Annotated in this window: 22 protein-coding genes; 7 read left to right on the top strand and 15 right to left on the bottom strand. The window is 28.1% G+C overall.

Translation table 11 applies throughout. The features are described from left to right. Positions 1-27: 27 nt before the first annotated feature. Entirely contained in the window at positions 28-768 is a 741-nt protein-coding gene (locus ACSIGC_RS05975; RefSeq protein WP_442267236.1) for a tyrosine-protein phosphatase, read from the bottom strand. A gap of 140 nt (positions 769-908) precedes the next feature. Between ACSIGC_RS05975 and ACSIGC_RS05980 the strand changes: the two genes are divergently transcribed. Further along, the gene (locus tag ACSIGC_RS05980; RefSeq protein ID WP_442267237.1) at positions 909-1757 is read left to right on the top strand and encodes an N-acetylglucosamine kinase; all 849 of its coding nucleotides are present in this window, start codon (positions 909-911) and stop codon (positions 1755-1757) included. On the opposite strand, the gene ACSIGC_RS05985 is transcribed toward ACSIGC_RS05980, so the two are convergent. Together ACSIGC_RS05985 and gldJ are read right to left on the bottom strand one after the other, a co-directional pair. Next, on the bottom strand, positions 1754-3019 hold the full coding sequence (locus tag ACSIGC_RS05985) for a UDP-N-acetylmuramoyl-tripeptide--D-alanyl-D-alanine ligase (protein ID WP_442267238.1): 1266 nt from the start codon (positions 3017-3019) through the stop codon (positions 1754-1756). The genes ACSIGC_RS05980 and ACSIGC_RS05985 overlap by 4 nt on opposite strands. 66 nt (positions 3020-3085) lie before the next feature. After that, positions 3086-4783, bottom strand: a complete 1698-nt coding sequence (gene gldJ / locus ACSIGC_RS05990) for a gliding motility lipoprotein GldJ (RefSeq protein ID WP_442267239.1) — start codon at positions 4781-4783, stop codon at positions 3086-3088. A 184-nt stretch (positions 4784-4967) separates the two neighbouring features. Between gldJ and porU the strand changes: the two genes are divergently transcribed. The 6 genes from porU (at position 4968) to ACSIGC_RS06020 (ending at position 14847) form a co-directional block, all read left to right on the top strand. Next, positions 4968-8348, top strand: a complete 3381-nt coding sequence (gene porU / locus ACSIGC_RS05995; protein WP_442267240.1) for a type IX secretion system sortase PorU — start codon at positions 4968-4970, stop codon at positions 8346-8348. A gap of 38 nt (positions 8349-8386) precedes the next feature. Further along, positions 8387-9478, top strand: coding sequence for a type IX secretion system outer membrane channel protein PorV (gene porV / locus ACSIGC_RS06000; protein WP_442267241.1), 1092 nt, complete (start codon positions 8387-8389; stop codon positions 9476-9478). 72 nt (positions 9479-9550) lie between these two features. Continuing rightward, the gene (gene cdd / locus ACSIGC_RS06005; protein ID WP_442267242.1) at positions 9551-10033 is read left to right on the top strand and encodes a cytidine deaminase; all 483 of its coding nucleotides are present in this window, start codon (positions 9551-9553) and stop codon (positions 10031-10033) included. 237 nt (positions 10034-10270) lie between these two features. Beyond that, a complete protein-coding gene (locus tag ACSIGC_RS06010) occupies positions 10271-11335 on the top strand; it encodes a 3-oxoacyl-ACP synthase III family protein (protein WP_442267243.1) in 1065 nt (354 codons plus the stop codon). Positions 11336-11384: 49 nt separating this feature from the next. Further along, positions 11385-12920 carry a glutamine-hydrolyzing GMP synthase gene (gene guaA, locus ACSIGC_RS06015; RefSeq protein ID WP_442267244.1) on the top strand — a complete coding sequence of 512 codons (1536 nt, stop codon included), beginning with the start codon at positions 11385-11387 and terminating at the stop codon, positions 12918-12920. 25 nt (positions 12921-12945) lie between these two features. Next, positions 12946-14847 (top strand): amino acid ABC transporter substrate-binding protein, encoded by a 1902-nt coding sequence (locus ACSIGC_RS06020; RefSeq protein WP_442267245.1) that lies wholly within the window; start codon positions 12946-12948, stop codon positions 14845-14847. A gap of 62 nt (positions 14848-14909) precedes the next feature. Here the strand turns inward: ACSIGC_RS06020 and ACSIGC_RS06025 are convergent. The 12 genes from ACSIGC_RS06025 to ACSIGC_RS06080 all read right to left on the bottom strand — a co-directional run bounded on the left by ACSIGC_RS06025 (position 14910) and on the right by ACSIGC_RS06080 (position 26553). Then, positions 14910-16204 (bottom strand): IS3 family transposase gene (locus tag ACSIGC_RS06025; protein WP_442265571.1). Its coding sequence is split into 2 segments (ribosomal slippage): positions 14910-15838 and positions 15838-16204, totalling 1296 coding nucleotides; the frame shifts between segments, so codons are not numbered across the junction. A gap of 85 nt (positions 16205-16289) precedes the next feature. Next, a complete protein-coding gene (locus ACSIGC_RS06030; protein WP_442267246.1) occupies positions 16290-17420 on the bottom strand; it encodes an aminotransferase class I/II-fold pyridoxal phosphate-dependent enzyme in 1131 nt (376 codons plus the stop codon). A 4-nt stretch (positions 17421-17424) separates the two neighbouring features. Continuing rightward, positions 17425-18450 carry a GNAT family N-acetyltransferase gene (locus tag ACSIGC_RS06035; protein ID WP_442267247.1) on the bottom strand — a complete coding sequence of 342 codons (1026 nt, stop codon included), beginning with the start codon at positions 18448-18450 and terminating at the stop codon, positions 17425-17427. Then, positions 18429-19478 (bottom strand): hypothetical protein, encoded by a 1050-nt coding sequence (locus ACSIGC_RS06040; RefSeq protein WP_442267248.1) that lies wholly within the window; start codon positions 19476-19478, stop codon positions 18429-18431. Before ACSIGC_RS06040 ends, ACSIGC_RS06035 begins: the two co-directional genes overlap by 22 nt. Continuing rightward, positions 19468-20121: a sugar transferase gene (locus ACSIGC_RS06045; RefSeq protein WP_442267249.1), complete on the bottom strand. Its 654-nt coding sequence runs from the start codon at positions 20119-20121 to the stop codon at positions 19468-19470. Before ACSIGC_RS06045 ends, ACSIGC_RS06040 begins: the two co-directional genes overlap by 11 nt. A 9-nt stretch (positions 20122-20130) precedes the next feature. Next, positions 20131-20793, bottom strand: a complete 663-nt coding sequence (locus tag ACSIGC_RS06050; RefSeq protein ID WP_442267250.1) for a hypothetical protein — start codon at positions 20791-20793, stop codon at positions 20131-20133. Beyond that, the gene (locus ACSIGC_RS06055) at positions 20786-21673 is read right to left on the bottom strand and encodes an HpcH/HpaI aldolase/citrate lyase family protein (RefSeq protein WP_442267251.1); all 888 of its coding nucleotides are present in this window, start codon (positions 21671-21673) and stop codon (positions 20786-20788) included. Before ACSIGC_RS06055 ends, ACSIGC_RS06050 begins: the two co-directional genes overlap by 8 nt. Positions 21674-21679: 6 nt before the next feature. Continuing rightward, a complete protein-coding gene (locus ACSIGC_RS06060; RefSeq protein ID WP_442267252.1) occupies positions 21680-22135 on the bottom strand; it encodes a MaoC family dehydratase in 456 nt (151 codons plus the stop codon). Continuing rightward, the gene (locus tag ACSIGC_RS06065; RefSeq protein WP_442267253.1) at positions 22122-22940 is read right to left on the bottom strand and encodes an aldolase/citrate lyase family protein; all 819 of its coding nucleotides are present in this window, start codon (positions 22938-22940) and stop codon (positions 22122-22124) included. The genes ACSIGC_RS06060 and ACSIGC_RS06065 overlap by 14 nt, the downstream gene beginning before the upstream one ends. Before the next feature lies 1 nt (position 22941). Further along, the gene (locus ACSIGC_RS06070; protein ID WP_442267254.1) at positions 22942-24129 is read right to left on the bottom strand and encodes a glycosyltransferase family 4 protein; all 1188 of its coding nucleotides are present in this window, start codon (positions 24127-24129) and stop codon (positions 22942-22944) included. Further along, positions 24098-25303: an O-antigen ligase family protein gene (locus ACSIGC_RS06075; protein WP_442267255.1), complete on the bottom strand. Its 1206-nt coding sequence runs from the start codon at positions 25301-25303 to the stop codon at positions 24098-24100. The genes ACSIGC_RS06070 and ACSIGC_RS06075 overlap by 32 nt, the downstream gene beginning before the upstream one ends. Further along, complete coding sequence (locus tag ACSIGC_RS06080; RefSeq protein ID WP_442267256.1) at positions 25303-26553, bottom strand: hypothetical protein; 1251 nt, start codon at positions 26551-26553, stop codon at positions 25303-25305. Before ACSIGC_RS06080 ends, ACSIGC_RS06075 begins: the two co-directional genes overlap by 1 nt. Between the last annotated feature and the right edge of the window lie 42 nt (positions 26554-26595).

The raw sequence follows: 26595 nt of genomic DNA on the forward strand, positions 1-26595 counted from the left end.
GGATGAATTTTAAAATTCATCCTTTTTTTATATTAAAAATTTAGTATTATTCTTTAATAAATTTTCAATTTTTTTATAATTTTTCTTTGTGCCTATTTTTTTCAGTAATCTTAAATGATTCTCGTGATGAGTATCTGTACCTACAAAGTCATATAAGTTCTCTTTTATTAACTTTTCAGCTGTATTCTTTACTCCTTTACCATATTGTTCAGTTAATGATAATAGGTTTAATTGAAATAAACAACCTGATTTTTTTAGTTTATAATAATTTTGAAAATCATTATGATAAAAAATATAACGCTCGGGATGAGCTAAAACAGGTTTATATCCCTTTAATTGAATCTCAAATAAAACTTCATATAAATTATATGGTGCATTAAAATAAGACATCTCAACTAAGACAAAATTTTCTTTTAAAGTGAGTATATCATTTTTCTCTAAAAGTTCTGAGAATTTTTCATCCATCATATATTCTGCTGCTGCATTAATATTTATATCATTATATCCGGATTTATTTAATACATCTCTTACAACTTCTAATTTTTCATTAATAATTATAGAAGTATTTGGATACACATCACCTAAAACGTGTGGCGTTGTAATGAAATTTTTTATCCCATAAGATTTCATTTTAGAAATTAAAGATATTGTGTGCTCGATATTCTTTGCTCCGTCATCAATTCCAGGTAGTAAATGCGAATGTATGTCTACAAAACTATCATTGAAAAATGTAGTTAATGGTACACTCTTTTCTTTTAAAAAAAACATAACATATATTAAATCTCTGTAAAATTAAAGTATTTAATCAAAAATTCAACTTTTATTTCGACGAAAACGTTTGAAATTAATTTACCTATTGTATATCCAGATTCTAAAATATATATTTGATTTAAACATCAACTAAAACAATGATTTTAATAGCAGACGGAGGATCTACTAAAGCAGATTGGATTGCTTTAGACAATAATAAGAATGAAATATTTAGAGTGCGTACTTTAGGGTTAAATCCTGCAGTTGTTCAAGAAGAAGAACTGAGAAATCGTATTGTAAATATGTTTCAGTTAATAAATATTAAAGATGAAGTTAGCGCAATTCATTTTTATGGTGCTGGCTGTGGTACACCTAAACCTGTAGAAGTTCTTCATAAGGTTATGAAAGAAATATTCACAAATGCAACGATTAATATTGCTGAAGATATGTTAGCTGCTGTTTATGCAGCTTCTGGAAAAGAGCCTGCTATTGTTTGCATTTTAGGAACTGGATCGAATAGTTGTTATTTTAATGGTAATGAATTAGAAATGATAGCTCCTTCATTAGGTTATACAATTATGGATGAAGCAAGTGGTAATTATTTTGGTAAAAAACTTATACGAGATTACTATTATAACCAAATGCCAAAAAAAATTGCTCAAAAATTTTCAAATGAATTCAATTTAGATGCTGATCATATAAAACATAACTTATATAAACAGCCAAATCCTAATATGTTTTTAGCTACGTTTGCTAAATTTATGTTTGAATTTAAAGAAGAAAAATACATAAAGAAAACTATAAAAAAAGGCTTTGAGGAATTCTTTAAATATAGAGTTTTACCCTATAAAAAAGATAGCTCAACTCCTATTTACTTTATAGGTTCTATTGCATATTACTTTGGTGATATTTTGGGAAAAATAGCAAAAAAATATGATTTAAAAATTACTGGAGTAATACAAAGACCTATTGATAAACTTCTAGAGTATCATAAAGCTAATATTTAACCTAATAACTCTATAACTCTTTCTAGAGCCATTCCTCTAGAACCTTTAATTAGAATATTACAATTTCTTATATCGTGTTGTTTTAAATAATTTTTGAAGTTTTCAAAATTTGAAAACTTCAAATTTTTTGAATCAATTTCAGTTTGAAAAAAATGTTCACCAATAAAAAAAACTTTATCGAACGATAACTCATTTGATAGATTAGCTATTTCTTGATGCTCTTCTTCACTTTTTTCACCTAACTCAAACATATCACCAAGTATAACAATCTTTTTATTATCTGTGATTGTTTGATAAAAACTTTCAAGAGCAGCCTTCATACTTGTTGGATTAGCATTATAAGCATCTAAAATAACCTCATTACTTCCCATTTTAAGCACTTGAGAACGATTATTATTGGAAATATAACTCTCTACAGCATTTTTTATTAGTTCATCTGATACACCAAAATATTTTCCTATAGTTATAGCGCATGCTATGTTATCATAATTGTATCTCCCAATTAAATTTGTTCTAATGTTTGTATTATTAAATAGTACTGTAACTGTTGGATTAGAACTTATAAATGAAATCGTATCATCTAAATAAATTACATTAGCATTTTTAGTTTTTTCTAATTGAATAGGGTCATTTTGATTAACAAATATCTTTTTATTATTACGAATTAAAAACTCATACAATTCAGATTTTGCTTCTATAACACCTTGTACAGAACCAAATCCTTCTAAATGAGCCTTTCCAAAGTTCGTTATATAACCATAATCTGGTTCAGCTATACTTGATAAAAAAGCAATCTCTTTATGATGATTTGCTCCCATCTCAACGATACCAATTTCTGTTTCAGTAGTCATAGACAATAAAGTTAATGGAACACCTATATGATTATTTAGATTTCCTTTAGTTGCATTAGTTACAAACTTTTTATTTAAAACTACATCAATTAATTCTTTAGTTGTTGTTTTACCATTACTGCCCGTTAAAGATATTATAGGTATATTTAACTCTTTTCTATGATAATTAGCTAATTTTTGAAGAGTTTTTAATACATTATCTACTACTATAATATTAGGATTAGTTTTGTACTTTTTTTCATCAACAATACTATATAAAGCACCTTTATTTAAAGCCTCTTCAGCAAATTTATTTCCATTAAAATTTTCTCCTTTTAATGCGAAAAAAATTGTGTTTTTTCTAATTTTTCTTGTGTCTGTGTCAACCAAATAATATTGGCTATATAAATTATAAATATCTTCTATATTCATAATGTAAAAATAAAAAAACCTCACTTAAAAAGTGAGGCTTTAATTTATGTTTTACAAGATAAATGTTTAATTTCTTGAATAACTATATCTTGGTGTTGCCGTCTTTTTTTGATCTCTAACCATTGGACCTACCTTATCTGTAGCACATCTGAATCCAATAAAGTTAGTAGAAATATATTCTGGGAAATATCTTCTTTGAGCTGGATCTAACCAGTATTCTCTGTCTGCCCAAGAACCTCCTTTATATACTCTTGTTTTATTACTGATAAGAGTTGTTCTTCTTTTCTTATCGTACTCTAAACTAGAAATTACATTTCCTAAAGTATCTCTTTCAGCTTGAGGTCTTATAGGAGAATCATACATTCTAGGAACTCTTTGATCTTCATCAGCATCGAAATTTTTTGTAGATTTTTTATCTCCATCATTTAAATCTGAGTTATCTGCAAAAGAATAATTCCTTCTCATGTAAGTATCATCTTTAGTAATAGGGATATATTTAATTGTTCCTGGTAAAGCTTTTGGTACAATATTACCATTTACTAAGGTATCATTTTCAACCTCACTATCATCTACAATCACTACTTTACCATTTGCGTCAATTAACTTTTTTGTGTAAATATTTCCTCTAAAATAATTAAAGTCATTTGCCTCTGAATCTACTAAAGGTCTATATACATCTGAAACCCATTCAGCCACATTACCCGACATATCATATAACCCAAACGCATTTGGAGGATAACTTCTAACTGCATTAGGAATATCTGCTCCATCACTACTCCAACCAGCAATACCACTATAATTTCCTTTTCCTTGTTTAAAGTTAGCTAATTGATCGCCTCTTCTAGATCTTGATCTGTTTCTTGTATATTTACCACCCCAAGCATATTTTTTTCTACCTCGGATATTGTTATATTCTCTATTTTCAAAAATAGCTTTAGCAGCATATTCCCATTCTGTTTCTGTAGGTAACCTAAATTTTTGTGAAAGAATACCATCAGAAGATGTTACTTGTCTACCAGTAAAAGCTCCTTTCTCTGGTTTAGGATCTCCTTTTTTTCTAGGTACTGGAATCCCTTTTTTATAAATTGTTGAGTCTCCATCAAATAACACGTAAGGATCTGTTAAATACACATCCGTATCGAAATTATTTCTTCCTCTAAACTCTAAGGAATCTTCTTTAAATATATTAGTGATAACTCCTTTATCCATTAAAATTTTAAGATTCACCGCATTTGTTCTCCATTTACAATATTGATTTGCTTGAATCCAAGTAACTCCAACCACTGGATAATCTGAGTAAGCTGGGTGTCTTAAATAACTTTCTGAAAGTAAGTTTGTATTTCCTAAACCTTTTCTCCAAACTAGAGTATCTGGTAAAATCGAAGGATAAATATGTTTAAATTGAGGATCTGAAGGAGGAAATACATCTTTAGTATATTGCATGAATAAACTATACTCAGAATTTGTCACCTCTGCTTCATCCATATAAAAAGAACGAACATGCATTTGTTTTGGTGTAGTATTCCAATCAAACATAACATCATCCTGAACTAGTCCCATAGTAAAAGTTCCACCTTCAATATGAACCATACCAGGAGGAGTATTTCCATCTTTAAAATCTCCTTTAACATAATTACCATAGTTAGGATCATTAAAATTCCATCCTGTAAGAGAAGATTTACCAGAGCTTCTTCTTGAACTATTACAAGAAAAAATGATTGTGGAGATAACTAGTAAACCTAATAATTTTAACGTACTTCTCATGTATTAATTTCTTTTTTTAGGGTCTGCCAATTTACAACATTTAAAATTCATATTAATATATAAATATAATAATTTTGAATCATTAATGAATACTAAATCTTAACGATTGTTTTTTCACTTTATTATATTAATCTTGTAAAATGAATACTAACCTACAAAAGGTCTCGTTATATTAGAACATTTCATGAAAAAAAAGTCACTTTTAATTCTAATCTTCTATTCTGTTTGTCTTTTTAGTCAAACAAGAAACTCTGCTCTTGCAAATGGAGAATGGTATAAATTTTCAATAGACGTTTCTGGCGTATTCAAAATAGATGCTAACTTTTTATCTAGCCTAGGAATTAATATAAATTCTTTAAAGCCCAAAAATATTAAAATATATGGGAATGGAGGAAAATTATTACCTGAATTAGCTTCAGATTTTCGACATCAAGATTTACAAGAAAACTCAATTTTTGTAAAAGGTGAAGAAGATGGACAATTCAATGATAATGATTACATACTATTTTATGGTGTTGGGCCTCATAGTTGGAATATCGATATTAACAATGAAACTGCAAATCATATTCAAAATATATATTCTAATAAAGCATATTACTTTATAAATATATCAGATAACCCAGGAAAAAGAATCACTAATAATCAACCTATTACAAATAATGCTACTTTAAACATTAGTGAATTTGACGACTTCATATTTCATGAAAAAGAAGAAACAAATATTTTAGCTGTTGGTAGATTGTGGTTTGGTGAAAACTTTAGTATTAATTCTAATCAGGATTTCAATTTATCTTTTGAAAACGCTGTTACTGGTTCCGATCTTTTAGTTAGGGTAACAGCCGTTACCCAATCTACAACTACTTCAAACATGAATATTACTGTAAATGGAAATAATATTCCAACTATAAGTTTCCCCCCAGTTTCCAACTCTACATCTTCAGGACTAGCAAGATACGGTGTTAGTTCAGGAAATATAAATGCTGCTAATGATATTTCCATTAACATTAATTACAACAATAACGGGAATCCATCTGCTAATGCTTTCTTAGATTATATTGAAATAATAGGAAAAAAACAATTAATTGCTGGAGATAAACAATTTAATTTCAGAAGTTTTGACCAAGCTAAAAACACAAATATTGTATCTTATCAAGTTCAAAATTCAAATAGTATTTCTCAATTATGGGATATAACAGACCCTTTAAATCCTTCAATAATTATAAATGAAACTCCAGATTCTAACATCTTTTCTTTTAAAGCCTTAGGCGGAAATTTAAAAGAATATGTAGTTTTAAATGAAAACGATTATTTTTCTCCAGAAAAAATCGCTGTTTCTGTAGTTAAAAATCAAAACTTACAAAGTTTAACTGATATTGAATATTTAGTAATAACTAATGATGAATTAAAGAACCAAGCACAACGTTTAGCAGATTATCATCAAAAAAATTCAAATTTAAACACTAAAGTTGTAAATGTTTCAGACATATACAATGAATTTTCTTCAGGCTCACCTGATATAGTTGGAATACGTGATTTTATTAAATATTTACATGATACTAGCTCCCAAAAATTAAAGTATGTATGTTTTTTTGGTGACTCTTCTTATGATTTTAAAAATAGACTTACTGGTAATAACAATATAGTTCCAACTTTTCATGCTGAAGAAAGTTTTGATTTAGTTGCTTCTTATGTTACTGATGATTTTTATGTAATGGTAGATGATAATGATGGTCGCATGTTAGCAACTGATGACATAGACATTGTTTCTGGTAGAATTCCTGTTACTACTGTTCAAGAAGCTAGTAATGTTATTGATAAAATACTAAGTTACTATAAAACTGATGCTTTTGGTGATTGGAGAAATAATATTGCCTTAATAGCCGACGATATAGATGAAAATTCAGATCGAACTCTTCAGTCTGGATTAGAAGAAGTTGCTGATAGTATAAAAAAATATAAACCCGTTTTAAATATTAATAAAATTTATGCAGATGCTTTTAAACAAGAAAACTCTTCTGGAGGTGAGCGTTATCCTGATGTAAAAAACGCTATTACAAATGCAATGGAAAAAGGAGTACTTGCTTTTGATTATTTTGGTCATGGTGGTGAAGATGGACTAGCTTTAGAACGTATTTTAGAAGTACCACAAATTCAAGGATTCAATAACCTTAACACCTTACCCTTATTTATAACAGTTACTTGCGAGTTTTCAAGATTTGACAACCCACTAAGAGATACAGCAGGTGAGCAGTTATTCTTAAATCCTAACGGAGGAGCTGTTAGTATGATAACAACAACAAGAGATGTTTTTATTTTTTTAGGAGAGGCATTTAATAAAGAATTAGCTAAATATGTTTTTGATTTTGATAATTCTGATGACAGTATTGCTGCTAATCTTATAAAAACTAAAAATGAAACCTCAAGTAATCAACGCTTTTTCATATTCTTTTTTGGAGATCCAGCTATGAAATTAGCAATTCCAAAACCAGATGTAAGAATCACAAAAGTAAATGATGTTGATATTTCTCAACCGATTGATACATTAAAAGCTTTATCTAAAATTAAACTAGAAGGTATCGTTAGTGATAATGTAGGAAATCCTTTAACCGATTTTAATGGTGTCGTATTTACTACAATTTTTGATAAACCAATTGATAAAACTACATTAGATAATGATGGCTTTGGTATTATTAATACTTTCGATTCTCAGGATAGTAAAATTTTCAGAGGTAAATCTTCTGTTGAAAATGGTCGTTTCGAATTTGAATTTATAGTTCCTAAAGATATAAAAATCGCTAATGGTAAAGGAAAAATTAGCTTGTATGCTCAAAATGAAAATGAAGATAAAGGTGGAGTTAATTTCGACATAACAGTAGGCGGAATAAATGAAAATGCAACCGAAGACAATACTGGCCCTGAGTTAAAAGCTTTTATGAACGATGAATCATTTATAGATGGAGGAACAACAAACTCATCTCCAAATTTAATTATAAAATTATCTGATATTAGTGGAATTAACACTTCCATAACTGCTGTAGATCATGATATTGTTGCTATTCTTGATGGAAATGAATCTGAACCATTTATTTTAAATGATTTCTATGAAACTGAACTAAATGATTTTACCAAAGGAGAAGTAAACTTTAAATTTAGAAATTTATCTATAGGCACACACACTTTAAAAATAAAAGCTTGGGATACTTATAATAATTCATCAGAAATCACGTTAACTTTTGAAGTTATAAGTGACACTAAACTCTCATTAGAAAATGTATTAAACTACCCTAATCCATTTACCAATTACACTGAATTTTGGTTTAACCACAACAAACCCAATGAACCATTAGAAGTTCAGATACAAATCTTTACAGTTTCAGGTAAGATAGTAAAAACGATTAATCAAACTGTACAAACGAATGGAGCGTTATCTAGATCTATAAATTGGAATGGTTTAGATGATTTTGGTAATAAAATAGGTAAAGGTGTTTATATATATAAAATTAAAGTAACTTCATCTGTTAATAATTTATCATCAGAGAAGTATGAGAAATTAGTTATCCTATAATAAAATCATATATTTGTCAAAATAATGTTAAAATCAAAATGAAAAAAATACTATTACTAACCTTAGCTATTTCTATTACAGGTATTAAGCTAAATGCTCAGCTAGACGCTAAAGCACTTACTACCGCAGTTCCATTTTTACAGATAAACTCCGATGCAAGAGCTGGAGGTATGGGAGACATTGGTGTAGCAACTTCATCCGATGCATTCTCTTTATATCATAACCCTGCAAAAATTGCTTTTAACAGTAACAAACTAAGTATTGGAGCTAGTTATGTTCCTTGGTTAAGAAACTTAACAGATGATATTTTCGCAGGAAATCTATCTGTAATTAATAGATTTAGCGAGAATAGTGCTTGGGGAGCAGACTTAAAATTATTCTCTTTAGGTAGAATCGATTTAACTAGTACTGATGGTTCAAGTAACGGAAGTATTAACCCAACTGAACTAGCTATCTCAGGATATTATTCTTTAAAATTAAGTGAGAAGCTATCTATGGCTGTTGGTTTAAAATATATTAACTCTAATTTAGATGTAGACAGTACTTTAGAAGCAGTAAATTCATTTGCTGTTGATGTTGCCGCTTACTATCAATCTGATGAACAAAATTATGGCACTTTTAATGGACGATACAGAATCGGATTAAATGTAGCCAATATTGGACCTAAAGTTGAATATACCCCAGGAAATGAAGACTTTATTCCAACTATTGCTAAATTAGGTGGTGGTTTCGATTTCATTTTTGATGATTACAACACATTAGGTCTTAATGTAGAATTTAGAAAATTATTAGTTCCTTCTAGTGGATCTAGATCAGAAAGAGGTTGGTTTGAAGGAATGTTTACATCTTTGGTAGATCGTAGTTTTAGCGAAGAATTACAGGAAGTAAATTGGTCATTAGGTGCCGAATATTTATACAATAACGCTTTTGCAGTAAGGGCTGGATACTTTAATGAAAGTGAAGAAAAGGGAAATAGAAAATTTTTCACTTTAGGTGCTGGTTTTACAGCTAATGCTTTTAACGTAGATTTATCTTATTTAGTGAACGTTTCAGATGTGAACAATCCTTTAGAAAATACACTACGCTTTTCAATATCATTTGATTTAGGAGAAATTTACGAAGATTATTAGTATCTTTCCATTATAAAACATTAAAAAAGCAGTCTTACGACTGCTTTTTTTAGCTAGCATAGAACCATATTCATGAAAAAAATCAATATTTCTTCTGAAGCAATTATTTATGATAATTTTTCAGAATTAAACATAGAAGATCAAAAACTTATAGAGGAAGCCAACATAGCTAAAAGTAAATCTTATGCTCCCTATTCAAAATTTAATGTAGGAGCTGCATTATTACTAGAAAATGGTGTTGTAATTCATGGTAATAATCAAGAAAATGCAGCCTATCCATCCGGCATGTGTGCAGAACGAGTTGCCATATGGAAAGCTGGTTCTGAATACCCTAACATGAAAATAAAAAAACTGGCTATAGTAGCATCTTCTGAAAATACAAAAGTAGATCAACCTGTTGGCCCTTGTGGAGCATGTAGACAAACTTTACTTGAATACGAAATCAATCAAAAAGCTCCATATGAAGTTATATTTATGGGTGAAATAGGAAAAATAGTTAAAACAGAATCTTTAGTCTCTTTACTTCCTTTTTCTTTTGACAGTTCATACTTGTGATTTTTTGTTAACTTAGGTTAAGTTTTTATTGTTTTCATAATAAAAAATAAAAAAAACAAAAAAATCAACAAAAAAACCTTTATTAAATATTCACTTATATATCAATCAAATTATCATATTTAAAAAATAATAGATTTATAATAAGAATCTAACAAAAATAAATATTCATTTTAAAATAAAATAGGTTTACAAGAGCAAAACCTGTTTATTTGTTATCTCCCTAAATATATTTTTACAATGAAGGCAGTAATAACAGGTACAGGATGCTATATTCCAAAAGTAAAAAAAGAGAATAATAAATTTATTTCCAATAAATTCTTAAATTCAGATGGCACCGCTTTTAATTCCTTTAATACAGAAATCATTGAAAAATTCAAATCAATAACTGGAATTGTAGAAAGAAGATATGCTAAAAATGATTACACTGCATCTGATTTAGGTTATTTTGCTAGTAAAAAAGCAATAGAAAATGCAAGAATAAACGCAGAAAGTATAGATTACATTATTGTAGCTCATAATTTTGGAGATGTAAAAAAAACTGGAATACAAAGTGATATTATCCCTAGTTTAGCTACCAGAATAAAACATTTGCTACAAATTAAAAATCCAAATTGTGTTGCTTATGATATTTTATTTGGATGTCCTGGTTGGGTAGAAGGTGTCATACAAGCTCAAGCTTTTATTAAAGCTAATATCGCAAAAAAAGTATTAGTGATTGGAACAGAAACTTTATCAAGAGTTATTGACAAACATGATAGAGATTCTATGATATACAGTGATGGTGCTGGCGCTTGTATTGTAGAAAGCGTAGAAACTGATATAGAAACTGGAATTTTAGGTCATGCAACTCAAACATTTTCTAAAGACGAAGCTTATCATTTATTTTTTGGTAATTCTTATAATAAAAATGAAGATGAAAATGTACGATACATTAAAATGCATGGAAGAAAAATTTATGAATTTGCTTTAACGAACGTTCCTCAAGCGATGAAAGTTGCTTTAGATAAAAGTAATATAGATATTGATGAAGTGAAAAAAGTTTTTATCCATCAAGCAAATGAAAAAATGGATGAGGCTATTATCAAACGTTTTTATCGACTTTATAAAAAACCTGTTCCAAAAGATATTATGCCAATGAGTATCCACAAACTTGGTAATAGTTCAGTAGCTACAGTTCCTACATTACTAGATTTAGTTCTTAAAGGAAAAATTGAGGGACATAACTTACAAAAAGGAGATATTTTCATTTTAGCTTCTGTTGGTGCGGGTATGAATATCAATGCAATAGTATATCGTTATTAAAAAGTGAAAAATTCATGCAAAAATAAAAATCAAACTATTATTTTTGCGGATGCAACAACACAACGTATTAATATTAGATTTTGGTTCGCAATACACTCAGTTAATTGCGCGTAGAGTAAGAGAGTTGAATATTTACTGTGAAATTCATCCTTACAATAAAATTCCACAAAACTTAAACGATTTTAAAGCTGTAATCTTATCAGGAAGTCCTTCTTCTGTTCGTTCAGATGAAGCACCACATCCAGATTTATCAGAAATTAGAGGTAAAAAACCTTTATTAGCTGTATGCTATGGCGCACAGTATTTAGCTCATTTTTCTGGTGGTTTAGTCGCTCCATCAAATACAAGAGAGTATGGTAGAGCAAATTTATCATTCATAAAAAATGAAGAGCAATTTTTAAACGGTATTTCTGAAGGAAGCCAAGTTTGGATGAGTCATTCTGACACCATTAAGGAATTACCTGAAAACGCTGTTTTATTAGCAAGTACTAAAGACGTAGAAAATGCTGCCTATAAAATTGAAGGTGAAACTACATTTGCTATTCAATTTCACCCAGAAGTATACCATTCGACAGATGGTACATTATTATTAAAAAATTTCTTGGTTGATATTGCTAACATTGAACAAAATTGGACGCCAAACTCTTTTGTTGAATCAACAGTTTCTGATTTGAAAGAGAAAATTGGAAATGATAAAGTAATATTAGGACTATCTGGAGGTGTAGATTCTACAGTTGCGGGAGTTTTATTACATAAAGCAATTGGTGATAATTTACACTGTATTTTCGTAAATAATGGATTATTAAGAAAAGATGAGTTTAAAAGTGTACTTCAGCAATACGAAGGCATGGGATTAAACGTTAAAGGTGTAGATGCTTCTGAAAGATTTTTAAATGCCTTAGCGGGAATTAGTGATCCTGAAACTAAAAGAAAAACAATTGGTAGAGTATTTATTGAAGTTTTTGATGACGAAGCAGCTAAAGTTGAAAATGCAAAATGGCTTGCACAAGGAACTATTTATCCAGATGTGATCGAATCTGTTTCTGTAAATGGAGGTCCTTCAGCAACAATAAAAAGTCATCATAATGTTGGTGGATTACCAGATTTTATGAAATTACAAGTTGTTGAGCCTTTACGAATGATTTTTAAAGATGAAGTTAGACGTGTTGGAGCTTCTATGGGAATTGATAAAGAACTATTAGGAAGACATCCTTTCCCAGGACCAGGCTTAGCTATTAGAATCTTAGGAGATATTACTTCAGAAAAAGTTCGTATTTTGCAAGATGTTGATGCCATTTTTATAAATGGATTAAAAGAGTATGGATTATATGATAAGGTTTGGCAAGCTGGTGCAATCTTATTACCAGTTAACTCTGTTGGAGTAATGGGAGATGAAAGAACTTATGAAAAAGTAGTAGCCTTAAGAGCTGTTGAAAGTACTGATGGTATGACAGCAGATTGGGTAAATTTACCTTATGAGTTCTTACAAAATATATCGAATAAAATAATTAATAATGTTAAAGGTGTAAATAGAGTTGTTTACGATATTAGTTCTAAACCACCTGCAACAATAGAATGGGAATAATCATACTAAGCAGTAATTGAATTATATGAATAAGATTAAAATTTGGTCTTTTACTTTAATAGTAACTATACTAGTATCTTCTTGTAGTCAACAAAAAAGATATATCTCTTATAAAGTAAAAGAAGGGGAAACTATGCGAGATATCGCAAATCGTATCGATGTTAAAACGGAAGATTTAGTTCGTTTAAACCCAGATGTAGGTGAAACCCCATCGACAAATAGTGTTATTATTATACCTAATCCAGAGTATAAAAAATCAATTCCTTTAATACAAGAACCAAAAGGTGACAAACAGTCTGAGGAAAATAAAGATGAAAACACTGATGAATCTTCTTCTGAAAATGAAGTTACTACTGAAGATAAAAATAATACTGTAAAACAACCTGATTCTACTCAAATTGTTAGAACTGTTATTGAATATAAAAAACATACGGTAAAACCAGGAGAAACTGTTTACAGAATTACAAAAGATTATAACATTTCAAAAGATGAATTAATTAATCTTAACCCGCAATACCCAAGATTAAAAGAAAATTACTTGGATGTTGGTCAGGTACTAAAAGTTAAAATAGAACAAAAGAAAATAGTTTATTTATCTAGAGAAGATGATTTAAAAAATCATATAACTCATACGGTAAAATCAAAAGAAACTGTTTATAGTTTAACAAGATTCTATAATATTACTAAAGAAGATTTAATGAATTTGAATCCTGAATACCCAGAGATTGAGGATAATAATTTACAAGTTGGTCAGGTATTAAGAATTCGAAATATTGCTGATAATATAGAAAGATATTCTTCCGAAATGTTTATTGACAGTATTGCTGAAATAAATGAAAACATAAAACTAGCTTTACTTTTACCATTTAGAGCGAAAGAATACGACAGTATTTCATATGAAAATATTTTCGATACTTCTAAAGGAAAAAGAGGAAGTGCAAATCTTGCTAACTTAGTTACAGATTTTTATATGGGTTCTGAAATCGCTATCGATTCCATTAAGAGTTTAGGAATAAAAGTAGATGTTTCTGTATTTGATACTGGAAATAGAGGAAAAAATATAAAAGGTATTTTAGAGAAAAAACTTTTGAATAATATGAATGCTATTATTGGCCCATTTTATTCAGACAAAGTTAAGGAAGTTGCTAAAGCATCAGATGCCCCTGTAATTTTTCCTCATTTCTCAAGAAATCAAGATCAATTTTCTTCTTCAAAAATTGTAAAATCTGCTCCAGATAAAATCACTAGAAGTCAAACTTTAGGAAATTACTTAAGTAAGATTTATAATGGAGAAAATATTTTTATTGTTTCAGACGGAACAGGATCTTCAGATTCTCAAGCTAAGGAAATAACAAAAATATTAAAAAGTAATGACTCTATTAAAAATGTTTTTGTATTAAAACCAGAAAATAATTTTATTAAAAAAGAACGTTTTACAGATAAAATGAAGCCTAATTCTCATAATTGGCTAATAATAGCTTCTGATCAAACTGCAGTGGTAGCTAATGCTATTAATAGCATGATTGTATTACCTGAAGGTATTTCTGCTCAAGTATTTGCAATTGAGAAAAATGGTAGATCTTATGAAAATGTAGATAATAATACTTTAGCTAGAATTGGTTTCACTTATGTAACTGATAGTTATGCTAACTATGAAGATCTGCACTTACAAAGATTTATAAATAGTTATAAAAATAAAAATAACGATATACCTACAGAATATGCTGTTCGAGGTTTCGACATCACTTTTGATACTTTAATGCGTTTAGCTTCAGGAGAGAAACTTTTAGACACTTATAAACAAGGAGCTTCAATTCGTTTAGAAAATAAATTTGAGTTTGACAAAAAACTTTTTGGAAGTATATATAACAAAGGGTTATTCATTGTAAAATACAATTCAGATTTAACTTTAGAAAGAATTAAATAAATAATTTAACTAAGTTTGACTAGTCCTAAATAACCGTTACAGTTATTTATTGATTAAATATATTAAACATCATCTAAAGCTATAGCTTTAGATGATGTTTTTTTTCGATATGATTTTATCTTCATTTTATTTTGTTGATGTGCCTGGTTAGGAGTTTTAAAATGACATGACCAATGCGGTCTTTTAGAGTTATAAATAGTTATTGATTGCTTTACTATTTTCTTCATTATCTTAATATCTAGATTTGTGGTAGCAATAAAGAACTCTTGTTTTAAGATTCCATTAACCCGTTCAGCTATCGCATTTTGATATGGATCGTATGATTCTGTCATACTACATTTAATATTATGTTTTGATAAAATATTTTGATAGATGTTACTACAGTACTGCAATCCTCTATCTGAATGATGGATAAGTTCCTTCTCTGGATATACTCTATTTTTCATAGCTATCTCCAAGGCTTTTACCGTTGAGCTTACTTCTAAAGTTTTATCCAAATGATATCCTATGATTTTCTTAGAATATGCATCTGTAATTAATGATAAATACATAGGGTTCTTACGATTGCCTAAATATGTAATATCTGCTACCCATACTTGTTCTGGTCTATTTATTTCCAGATTTTCAATAAGATTAGTATGTTTTCTAAAACGATGATGAGAGTTGGTTGTAATGTGATAACTCTTTTGTCGTTTTATCAATAGTTTATTAGCTCGTAAAATATCAAATAATCGATCTCTTCCAACAGCTAAACTGCTTAATTCCTCCGAAAGAAGATAATACAGTTTTCTTGTCCCAATACTTGGTTGTTCCATTCTTACACGCTTAACCAATTCAACAACCTTATTGGCTATTGATTGAGATTTCTTAACTCTATAGTTAGCTCGATAATAGACCTGTCTGCTAAACCCAAGTAATTTACAGGTAGAAGAAATACTTTCTTTCTTTTGTAAAACAAACATATCAATTACTCGGTTTTGGAGTTTTTTCTAATAGGAATATTATACTCTTTCTCAGCTAAATCAATCATCATATCAAACAGTATCGCTTTCTTCTCTGATGCTGCTGCTTGAGCTTTTAAACGATTGTTTTGCTTTTCTAATTGACGTAATTTTTGCTCTAACTCTAATAATTTTTGTTCTGGTGATTTTGGCATATTAGATGGTGTTTGATCAGTCCAATCAAAGTTACCATATTTTCTCAACCATACTAAAACAGTACTTCTTCCTTGAATCCCATATTTAAGTTGAGCTTGTTTGTAGGTTAATTCGCCTTTTTCTACTTCCGATACAACCGAAAGTTTAAAACTCATCGTATAATCTTTCTGAGTACGTTTGCGGTAAATGTTGTCGTTCATAAGGTTACAAATTTGTGTAACGCTATTTCAGGACGAGACAGTTACTATAAATAAAAAAGGTGTCTAATTTAGACACCTTTTTTATTTATAGTAACTTAAGTACTGACTCCTTAATTCTTTCTCTGTCTTTATCTGACAAATTTGAACCAGATGGAAGACATAAACCATTATCGAATAAAATTTCTGATACATTATTACCATAAAATTTACAATTTTTAAAAATCGGTTGTAAATGCATTGGTTTCCATAATGGCCTAGATTCTATATTATCCTCTAACATTGCAAGTCTTAAATCTTCTCGAGAAAATCCAACTTTGTTTTGATCAATTAATATTGATGACAACCAATGATTAGAAAAATAATCTGATGTAGGTTCAATGAAAAGATCTATACCGTCTATATTTTTAAATAATTCTCTATAAAAAGAATTATTATTTCTTCTGAGCTGAATATGTTTGTCTAAGACCTCCATTTGACCTCTACCTATTCCTGCAGTTATATTACTCATTCTATAATTATAACCAATTTCAGAATGCTGATAATGGGGAGCATTATCTCTTGCTTGTGTTGCTAAAAAAATCGCTTTTTGTTTATTCTCTTCAGTCTTACAAACCAAAGCCCCTCCTCCAGAAGTAGTTATAATTTTGTTTCCATTAAAAGAAAGCACACCAAAATCTCCAAAAGTACCACATTTTTGACCTTTAAAAGTTGAACCAAGAGCTTCAGCTGCATCTTCTATTAATTTTATATCGTAGTGATTTGCTATCTCTTTTATTTTATCAATTTTAGCTGGCATTCCATATAAATGCACTACAATAATTGCTTTTGGCTTTTTTCCTTTAGCGATTCTATCTTCTATGGCCTTTTTTAAAGCATCAGGACACATATTCCAAGTTTCCTTTTCGCTATCTACAAAAATAGGAACCCCTCCTTGATATACAATTGGATTAGCAGAAGCTGAAAATGTCATACTTTGACAAATAACTTCATCACCATATGATACTCCTGCTAAAATTAATGCTAAATGTAAAGCAGAAGTACCAGATGCTAAACAGGCTACTTTAGTATTTTCTTTAATATAATTTTCTAAATCATTCTCAAAGCCATTTACATTAGGACCTAAAGGTGCAACCCAATTAGTATCAAATGCTTCTTGAACATACTTTTGTTCTCCACCTCCCATATGAGGAGATGATAACCAGATTTTTTCTTCCATGTTTTTAAGCTCTATATAATGGGAAAAATGAACTATTATCAGTCGAAACACCTTTTTCTCTAACTAGTTCATCATATTTTTCTTTATTAACTATATACTTCCATATTTTAAATTGGAAATTCTCTTTAGAAAATCCAGATTTAAATCTAAATAATGGATCTTCATCGCTACCTCCTACTCCACCTCCTAAGTGTAAAAATTCAGCATTTAAATCATTTCCTAATAACCTAGCTTCATCTAGTATTAACTTCATTGGTGTGTCTCTTGCAAAAGCTTGTTTAGTTCCTGCTAAATGATATTGAATAATTTTATTAGTAATTGTAAAAATTGCTCCTGCTGTAATTTCTCCTTCTTTTTTTGCTAGTAACAGTTTTGTTTCAAAACAATTATTATTTAAAAACTGATAGAAATATTCTTTTGGAAAAAAGTAATAATCATTTGCTTCTACTTTTTTCATTGTCTCATAATAAATTTCAATAAATTCATCTTGTTCTTCTTTTGTAGTTGCTTCAACAACTTCAAAATTATTCTTCTTTAATTTATTTATTTCGTATTTATTAGATTTTCTATATTGTCTTCTTTGTTCTTCGGGGCTAATTGTTAAATTAACCGCAATTGTTTTATTTAAACTAACTATTTCTCCAAGTCCTTCTACTATTTTGTCATTTTCTAAAATAGGATGTAATCTTGAAAATACAGATATTATTTTCTTCTCAGCAAAAAATTCATTTAGCTTATTTTGAAAAGTAATTTTTAACTTTTCGGAAATTGTATTAATATCGAGATTAGATATAGCACCTGCATAACCATAAACTGAAGTACAATCAAATAAATCTGTATCTGGTATTTCTCTAATAATTAATGGTAAAGCTATAAAATTATTATCTTCTTGATATACAAACAATATTGGCTCACCTTCTTTTTCTAGTTTATTATAAGATGAAGTATGGTAAAAATCATGAACAAATGATTCGTTAACATACTCTTTCCAAGATTCTTCTGTTGGTCTTATAATTTTTGTTTCTGACATTCTTGAATTGAATTTTTTAATACTGTGGTTATGTAAATAATATCTTCTTTGGAATATCGATAATCTGTATGTAAAAACAGAAATCTATTTTGATACCTAATATCACTATCTTCTTTCTGGTTTGGCCATAAAATAGCAGGATAGATACTGGACTTTATTAATTTGTTTCGAACAAAATCTCTTTGAATATTTGAGTCAAAAAAAAGTAATAATCCTAATGAATTTTCATCTACGCTAAAAACATAATTTAAATAATCTTTAAGATACTTTAAAGCCAATTTAATATTAGATTCTTTCTTTTTTAAAATCTCTTGAATATTTAATTTTTCTAAAATATTTTCTGCTAAAACAGGTAATTTATAATCTTTATAAAGTTTGGTTAATTGTTCTTCAGCCTTAGAATAATAACTTCTATATAAATCTTTGTTTGAAAATCTATTTTGTAAGTATTCTTTTTTTAAAAACATTCCTAATGTTTTGTTCTCTGCTGCTTGATCTGCTATAATACTTTCCTTACCTTTTGGAAGCTGAAATTTATTCGGAGAATATAAAAAACCTCCTAAAGGTATTGGTAATTGTTTTCTTAATGATCCGAAAACATAATTTGCATTACTTTTTTTTATCGCATTAATATTATGTGTTAAATCATCAATCACTACAATTTTTTTGAATAATTGAGTATTAAAATCTCTTACACCAAAATAATTTACATTTATAAAAACATTGGTTACTTCATCTTCAAAAAATTCATAATCCAATATCAAATTATTTGGATTAGACTGAAATACTATAACTTGAATATTTAAATCTGATAAATTTTCAATTACATCTTGGCAATAATATGATGGGATATAAACTTTATTCCATCCATTATTTTTTATCCCTTGTTGAAGTAATGCATATAAAGCAGATCTTCCTGATAGAAAAAAAGAAAAGTTTTCATCTTCGAAAAAATTTTTCTGATTTTTATCTAAAAAAAACTCTTGATTACAAGAATGAAAATCTGAACCAAACTCTTTATTTATCATTTTTTTTCTCGGGATTAAAATAGTTTTTACTTAATCCTTTACTTATACCTATATCGTCTACTTCAGACATTGGTCTACCAAGCTGAATATCACTAGATTTAAAAACTTTTAAAAAGGTACCCCATAATATTTTTATATCAAGAAATAATGATTGTTTCTTTACATATTCTACATCTAAATTAAATCTTTCGCTAAATTTCAAGTTATTCCTTCCTGATACTTGTGCTAATCCTGTGATACCTGGTTTTACGTTGTGTCTTTGAATATGATAATCATTATAATAAGGTAAATACTCTATCAAAAGTGGCCTTGGTCCTACAAAGCTCATATCTCCTTTTATAACATTAAAAACCTGAGGTAATTCATCTAATGAAGCTTTTCTTATAAACTTACCAAAAGGGGTTAATCTTTCAGTGTCTTTTAACAATACCCCATCCTTTCCTTTTTTATCATTCATCGACTTAAATTTTATCAGTTTAAAAATTTTATTATTAAGCCCTACTCTTTTTTGAGTGAAAAAAGGTTTACCAGAATTTAAAAATGTAAGTACTATTGTTATTATAATATAGAAAGGTAATAGTATGATTAATACAAAAAATGCTAGAAACAGATCTAATAACCTTTTTAAAAATATTTTGTACATTGATTGTATTTATAAGTTTTTAGCAAATTTAGCAGGATTTCCCATTATTACCTGATTATCTTCAATACTTTTTATCACATTACTTCCCATAGCAACCATAATATTGTCTCCAACTTCAATTTTATTATTTAAAGAAGAGTTTAATCCCATAAAAATGTAACTTCCCATTTTTATATTACTTCCTATTAAACTATGAGCTGCAAAAAAATTATGATCTCCCATTATTGTATCATGACCAAATAAACACATTGAATTAAATGTATTATGGTTTCCCATTACTGTATTAGAGCTTATTACTGAGCCAGCTTGAATTACGTTTCCATAACCCATTTTAAAACTTCTACATACAGTTACGGTAGGATGGATAAAGTTACCATATCTTTCTAAAGGAATTTTAAATTGAGGTAACCATGAAGCTCTTTCCTTTAACTTATCTGGTCTGTATAATTGATAAATAAAAAACACATCATCGTATTTTTCATATTTATCATACACTTCTCTTGTTTTACTTAATATAGGAAAACCATTTATTTCTTTACCAAACGATTCATCATCAAAAGCAAAACCAATAAACTCATCTTCATAATCATAATTATCAACTGCATCTTGTATTTGTTCTGCTATGTTAACCGCAGTACCAATACCTCCAATAATAATTATCTTTTTACCCATTATTTTGCTCTATTTTAAGTTGCTTATTTAAGATTCTTTTAGCTTTAGCTACAAAAGGAGGCCCAACAAATTTCCCTTTCATAATTGCTACACCTTGATTATTTTCCCTAGCTTCTTTATCTAATTTCAGTATTTCTCTAGAATGTATTAATTCTTCTTCCGATGGAGAATAATATTTATGAACTAAATCTAATTCAATTGGATTTAATACTAACATTCCTTCAAATCCTAAGTTTTTAGATACTTTTAAATTTACTTCTAAATCTTCTAAATCTTTAACCCTTACATGTACTGTATCTATAGGAATAATATCATGAGCTCTAGCAGCCATTGCAATCATTGCTCTTGGAGTAAATAAACTTTGATGTTCCTCATCGTGAATTCCTTGTAAATCCGTGATAAAATCTTCAGACCCATAAGCTATTGCTACAACTCTTTTTGAAGCGCTACATATTTCTTGAACATTCATTACGGCTGAAGCAGTTTCTATTAAAGGAATTATTTTAAAAGTACCTATTTCATATCCCTTTTCAAATTCAATTGTTTCCAATAATTTATCGAAAAAATATATATCCTCTCCTCTTTTTGCTTTAGGATACATAAAACCATCAACTTCTGGAACTGTTAATTGTAAAACATCCTTCAGTAACTGACCGCTCTCTCTATCATTTATCCTAGGAAATATGGTTCGTCCTTCATATTTCTTTTCTTTAATCTTTTCTAATAGTTTGTCTCTAGCTATTTGTTTATTTCTTTCAGGTTGAACAGAATCTTCTATATCAAATAATAGAACATCAGCTTTTACTTTCGACGCACTTTCTAATAGTTTATCTGAGTGAGCTGGAACGAACATCAAGCTTCTCATTAAATAATCTTTCATGAAATTTTATTTCTTTGGTATTAAGACTTTTCTTCTAAAACTTAAAACTGGATTGTTTTTTTGGTTGTAAGCAACAGTTTCAACATAAACTATGCCTCTATCATTTTTTGACTTTGACTCTCTTTTATCTAATACAGTAGTTTTAGCTGATATAGTATCATTCACAAAAACTGGCCCTAAATGATTAACACTTTCGTATTCTAAATTTGCTATAGCTTTACCGCTAATATCAGGAACTGTCATTCCTACTACCAAACTAAAAACTAAAGTTCCTACAACAAGTATTTGTCCATGTTGATGATCTTTAACATGTTCTAAACTCAAATGTACTGGATGATGATTCATCGTTAGTAAACTAAAAAAGTTATTATCACTTTCGAAGATAGTTTTTGTTAAAGAGTGTTGAATTGTTTCTCCTACATTAAAATCTTCAAAATAATTCCCCAAATTACTTGCTTTCATAATATCTTAAAATTTTATTCATTTTTTTTAAATGTGGTCTTTCTATAATTTGTCCATCAATAACAGTTGGAGAAAATTCTTTTTCATTTAAAACCTTATTTAATTCTTCTTTTATTTTCCTTGCCCAAAGAAACTCTTTTTCAGAATAAAGATTGAGTTCTTTCAACATAGATATTTGCCATGGGTGTATATAAAATTTTGCATCATAACCTTTTCTTACTCCATCTAAAATTTCATTTTTAAATTCGCTTTCATTTTTCAACTCCATAGAGGCTATATCTATAGCTAGAACATCTATTGATCTAGCATAAAGTAATAATTGTTGTCTTAAAAACTCTAAATTCTGTAAATCATGTACACCTCCTATTTCTCCCATTAAATCATGACTTCCAATACTTATACCAGTGAAAAAGTCTTTATACTTAAAAAGTATATCTTTCACATCAATAAAGAGATTTGAAGTTTCAATTAAAAGAATAATTTGTATTTGATTACTATTTAAATCTTTTATAATTTTCTTAAAATCTTTTTTATTCTCTATTTTAGGAAAAATAAACTTAGAGAAACCAGAAAGGATGAGTTTATTTAATAATGTTAAATCTAATTTTTCTTTATCATCATATAATGGAACTCTAACGTAAAACTGTTTTAAAGATTCATCTTTAATCAACTCTTCAAGTAAAACTAATCTTTCAGAAAACTTTACTGCGTCTTCCAAATCAATAATGATTTCTGAAACACCAAGTTTAATTACATCTTTAATTTTATGTAAACGTGTACCTGGAACAAAAAAATAACTTTCCAATTTAATTTATTTTAGAAACAACATTAGCAAATTTAGCACACAAAATACTTTTATCGTACTCATTTTCTGCTAATTTTCTAGAACTCTCTCCCATTAACTTCAATTTTTCTAAATCATTTTGAAGTTCTTTTATAATAACAACTAACTCATTAGGATCTTTTGGATTAGCATAATACCCACATTCATATTTCTCTACCAAATCTTTAGTCCAACCAGCTGAGTTTACTATTAAAGGTTTCCCAGCAGATAACGAGTCGAATAATTTATTAGGTGAATTTGTATATAAAATAGGTAAATCTAAAAAACTAACTATTGATACATCACAAAAATTAACTATCTCTGATGTTTCTTGCATTGCATATCTACCTAGAAAATGCACATTTGTAAGTCCATTTTTTTCACACTTATTTTTCATAGCTTCTTCAGTAGAACCTCCTCCTATAAAAATAAACTCTATTGAATCATCATCTTTTAATAAAGTAGCTGATTCTATTATAGTATCGATTCCATTTGCGATACCTAAGGCTCCAAAATGTATTAATTTAAACGAGTCTTTTTTTAGCCCTAACTTTTCAACTAGTTCTATATTTTTAGGTCTTGGAAAGAAAGCATCTATTTTTGCCATATTGGGAATCATCGATACTTTTTCTTGTTTTTCAAACTTTAAAACTCCATTCTCCATTCCTGGTGAAAGCGCTACAATATGTTTTGCATTTTTATAAATCGTTTTTTCGAACCAAATTGCTAAGTTTCTAACAACTTTATTCTTTAAAGCTCCCATTTGAATAGGTACTTCTGGCCATAAATCTCTAACTTCAAAAAGATATGGTATTCTTTTAAGTTTCTTTAATACTAAAGCTGGAAAACCAATCGTTAAAGGAGTGGATGTTGCTATGACCAAATCTACGTTTTTCTCTCTTAATGAATAGTATGAAGACTTCATCATAAAACTAAAGAAAGAGATCAATCTTTGAAAAATAGACATTTTCTGATTATATGGTACCCTTAAATAAATAACATTTATACCATCAATTATTTTTCTTTCTATCTTATTTTCTATGGTACTACTAGTAGTTAACATAGTTACTGAATGACCTTCTTTTATCAATTCTTGTGCTATCCAATAAGATCTAGTTCCTCCTGGTTCCAGAGGAGTTCTAAAGTATTGATGTATGTATAATATCTTCATTCTTTTTTTTATATATTTTATTACTTAAAATTAGCAAGAGTGTAAAAACTAATAATAATCTATTATCATTAAAATCTCCACTTACCATAGAGTTCAACAAATAAAAAAACCAAATTGCTGCCGCTAATTGACGATTATCTGCACCTCTTTTTTTACCTATTAAAACTGATTTAACAATTCTTAAACATTTTATAAAAATTATAACAAACAACAAAAGTATTAATATACCATGCTCTAACCATATTTCTACAAACAAATTATGTGGGTAACCTGATAATCCGTTAATCTTTTTAAAGTCACTGTAAACAGAATAATTTCCTAAACCGTATCCAAAAGGATTTGCGAATATAGATTCTATTGCATCATTTAATAATTTTAGTCTTGCAGATGTAGAAGAACCTCCTGTATAACTTGCTGAATCACCTATTCCAAAAACTCTTTTTATTATTGGATAATCATCGATCTTACCTAATAGATAGTTTGCATTAAATAAAGCGATTATGAAAATAACAAAAAAACTAAAGATAATTTTTCTGTTCTTAATACCTACTAATATAATTAGTAATAATAAAAACGATATTGGGCCTTTACTTCCTGAAGAAAGCATTAATAAAACACACAAAATCATTATGGGTATTTTTATTATATTTTTAAATTTTGATTGAAAAAATAGAATCAGAAACAAATACCCCATCCATCTACTAAATACTATGGGGCCACCACCTAAAACAGCTAAACGATCTTGACCAAAACCATTTCTCAAAAGTGTTATTAAACCTAAAAGAAACAGAAAGAAAGGCACCACTGCTATTTGATTCAAAAATATATTTATTTGTTCTTGACTTTTAAGACTACTTACATAAACTCCTACTGAAAAGGTTAGAAAAGTGAAAGTTATGAATTTACTAACTGAATAATCATTATGTTCATTTATCCCCCAAAAAATTGAATTTATAGCAGCTACTACAATAATAAAAGTAGAAAAACTTAACCAACTTAAAAACATTGTTTTATTTAATCCTTTTCTTAGAGAAAGTAATACTCCTAGGAAAAACAAAAAAGACAATAAAATTGTAAGATTAAAATTTCCAATAGCCAATCTACTATCATAAAAGCTACCTATTACAAAAATTGGGACTATTAAAAAGCCCATTAAGTTTTCTCTTCTGAACATTATCTAATCAACTTTATTAACTTATTCATAAAATATATATTCACCAGTACTATTCCAAAAACCATAATTGACAAAGGGTAAAGTAAATTTGAAAAAAAGTCAAAAGTAAATACAAATGAGATAAACGAAGTGATAATTATTGAGGTTAAGATTGAAATAACATATCTTTTTGAATAAAAAAATTGAGTATTTCTTTTTTCAGAAAAAACTCTTTGAAAAAGTAAATTTAATAATCCATTAAAAAATACTAGAATAAATATAACTATTAAATAATAATGAATATTATTTACATCAACTTCTGAAAATTTCTTATTTAAATTAAAAACAATATCTATTATTGGTCGGGCTAAAAATATTATTGCTAATAAAGAAGCTAAACCAATCATTGTTATTTTTTTCAAAACATTAATTAAGTTAATCGTACTATTAACTGATCGTTCTAAAATATATAAAGATAAAGACTTTATTATTACTCCATCAAATGCTAAAGAAAGAATAAATCCATATGTAAGATAAATTATTTCTTTTCCAGGAAAGAAAGAATATAAAACCCTAAAAAGAGTGTATAATAGAAAAATATTATTATTAGTTAAGAAAATCCAAATATTAAAATCTAAAGCTGATAATTTTAACTTAGATTTCCTTTCCTTATTTTTTTCTATTTTATTAATAATCAACCAAGTGTTAAAATATTGAGTTAACACAGAAAATAATCTATCTAAAACTGCTCCTAAAATATTAAAGACAAAAATTAAAGGATATAATAACACTAAGTAAGTAAATGACCTAAAGAAAGTTGATCTATATAAATATTTGTATTCTGCTTTAGAAACTAAAACAATTTGACCTATGTTAAAAAAGAAAACTATACCAGATGTTATTGCACAAAGAAGAATGATTAAATTAAAATCATAATCTGATTTAATAATATATTTTTGGGCTAAAAACTGAATTATTAAAACAGCAGCGAATATAATAAATGAAAGATACAATCCCTGTTTCTTAATTTCTTTAAAAGAGTAATCCCTTTTATTTATTATGGAAAATTTCCTCATTAAATTCGCACTTAACCCTCCTTCAGAATAAAAGATAGAAATAATCTGACTGTAGCTCATTAATTTCAAATAATCTGCAAAAATAACAGAACTACCAAAAAAATTAGCCATAATTATCTCTCTTAAAATTCCAAAAATTTTAGACGTAACTTGGACTAAAATTAAACCTAAAGCTTTATTCTTTAATAATGACATCTTTATTTTTATTAATAAGCTTTATTTAAAATTGTTTTTACA

The organism is Tenacibaculum aquaeponti (assembly GCF_052084715.1).
Classification (GTDB): domain Bacteria; phylum Bacteroidota; class Bacteroidia; order Flavobacteriales; family Flavobacteriaceae; genus Polaribacter.

Bases quoted from the DNA above. Each gene is read 5' to 3' on its own strand.
- ACSIGC_RS05975 (WP_442267236.1), bottom strand. From the start codon at position 768: ATGTTTTTTTTAAAAGAAAAGAGTGTACCATTAACTACATTTTTCAAT.
- ACSIGC_RS05980 (WP_442267237.1), top strand. From the start codon at position 909: ATGATTTTAATAGCAGACGGAGGATCTACTAAAGCAGATTGGATTGCT.
- ACSIGC_RS05985 (WP_442267238.1), bottom strand. From the start codon at position 3,019: ATGAATATAGAAGATATTTATAATTTATATAGCCAATATTATTTGGTT.
- gldJ (WP_442267239.1), bottom strand. From the start codon at position 4,783: ATGAGAAGTACGTTAAAATTATTAGGTTTACTAGTTATCTCCACAATC.
- porU (WP_442267240.1), top strand. From the start codon at position 4,968: ATGAAAAAAAAGTCACTTTTAATTCTAATCTTCTATTCTGTTTGTCTT.
- porV (WP_442267241.1), top strand. From the start codon at position 8,387: ATGAAAAAAATACTATTACTAACCTTAGCTATTTCTATTACAGGTATT.
- cdd (WP_442267242.1), top strand. From the start codon at position 9,551: ATGAAAAAAATCAATATTTCTTCTGAAGCAATTATTTATGATAATTTT.
- ACSIGC_RS06010 (WP_442267243.1), top strand. From the start codon at position 10,271: ATGAAGGCAGTAATAACAGGTACAGGATGCTATATTCCAAAAGTAAAA.
- guaA (WP_442267244.1), top strand. From the start codon at position 11,385: ATGCAACAACACAACGTATTAATATTAGATTTTGGTTCGCAATACACT.
- ACSIGC_RS06020 (WP_442267245.1), top strand. From the start codon at position 12,946: ATGAATAAGATTAAAATTTGGTCTTTTACTTTAATAGTAACTATACTA.
- ACSIGC_RS06030 (WP_442267246.1), bottom strand. From the start codon at position 17,420: ATGGAAGAAAAAATCTGGTTATCATCTCCTCATATGGGAGGTGGAGAA.
- ACSIGC_RS06035 (WP_442267247.1), bottom strand. From the start codon at position 18,450: ATGTCAGAAACAAAAATTATAAGACCAACAGAAGAATCTTGGAAAGAG.
- ACSIGC_RS06040 (WP_442267248.1), bottom strand. From the start codon at position 19,478: ATGATAAATAAAGAGTTTGGTTCAGATTTTCATTCTTGTAATCAAGAG.
- ACSIGC_RS06045 (WP_442267249.1), bottom strand. From the start codon at position 20,121: ATGTACAAAATATTTTTAAAAAGGTTATTAGATCTGTTTCTAGCATTT.
- ACSIGC_RS06050 (WP_442267250.1), bottom strand. From the start codon at position 20,793: ATGGGTAAAAAGATAATTATTATTGGAGGTATTGGTACTGCGGTTAAC.
- ACSIGC_RS06055 (WP_442267251.1), bottom strand. From the start codon at position 21,673: ATGAAAGATTATTTAATGAGAAGCTTGATGTTCGTTCCAGCTCACTCA.
- ACSIGC_RS06060 (WP_442267252.1), bottom strand. From the start codon at position 22,135: ATGAAAGCAAGTAATTTGGGGAATTATTTTGAAGATTTTAATGTAGGA.
- ACSIGC_RS06070 (WP_442267254.1), bottom strand. From the start codon at position 24,129: ATGAAGATATTATACATACATCAATACTTTAGAACTCCTCTGGAACCA.
- ACSIGC_RS06075 (WP_442267255.1), bottom strand. From the start codon at position 25,303: ATGTTCAGAAGAGAAAACTTAATGGGCTTTTTAATAGTCCCAATTTTT.
- ACSIGC_RS06080 (WP_442267256.1), bottom strand. From the start codon at position 26,553: ATGTCATTATTAAAGAATAAAGCTTTAGGTTTAATTTTAGTCCAAGTT.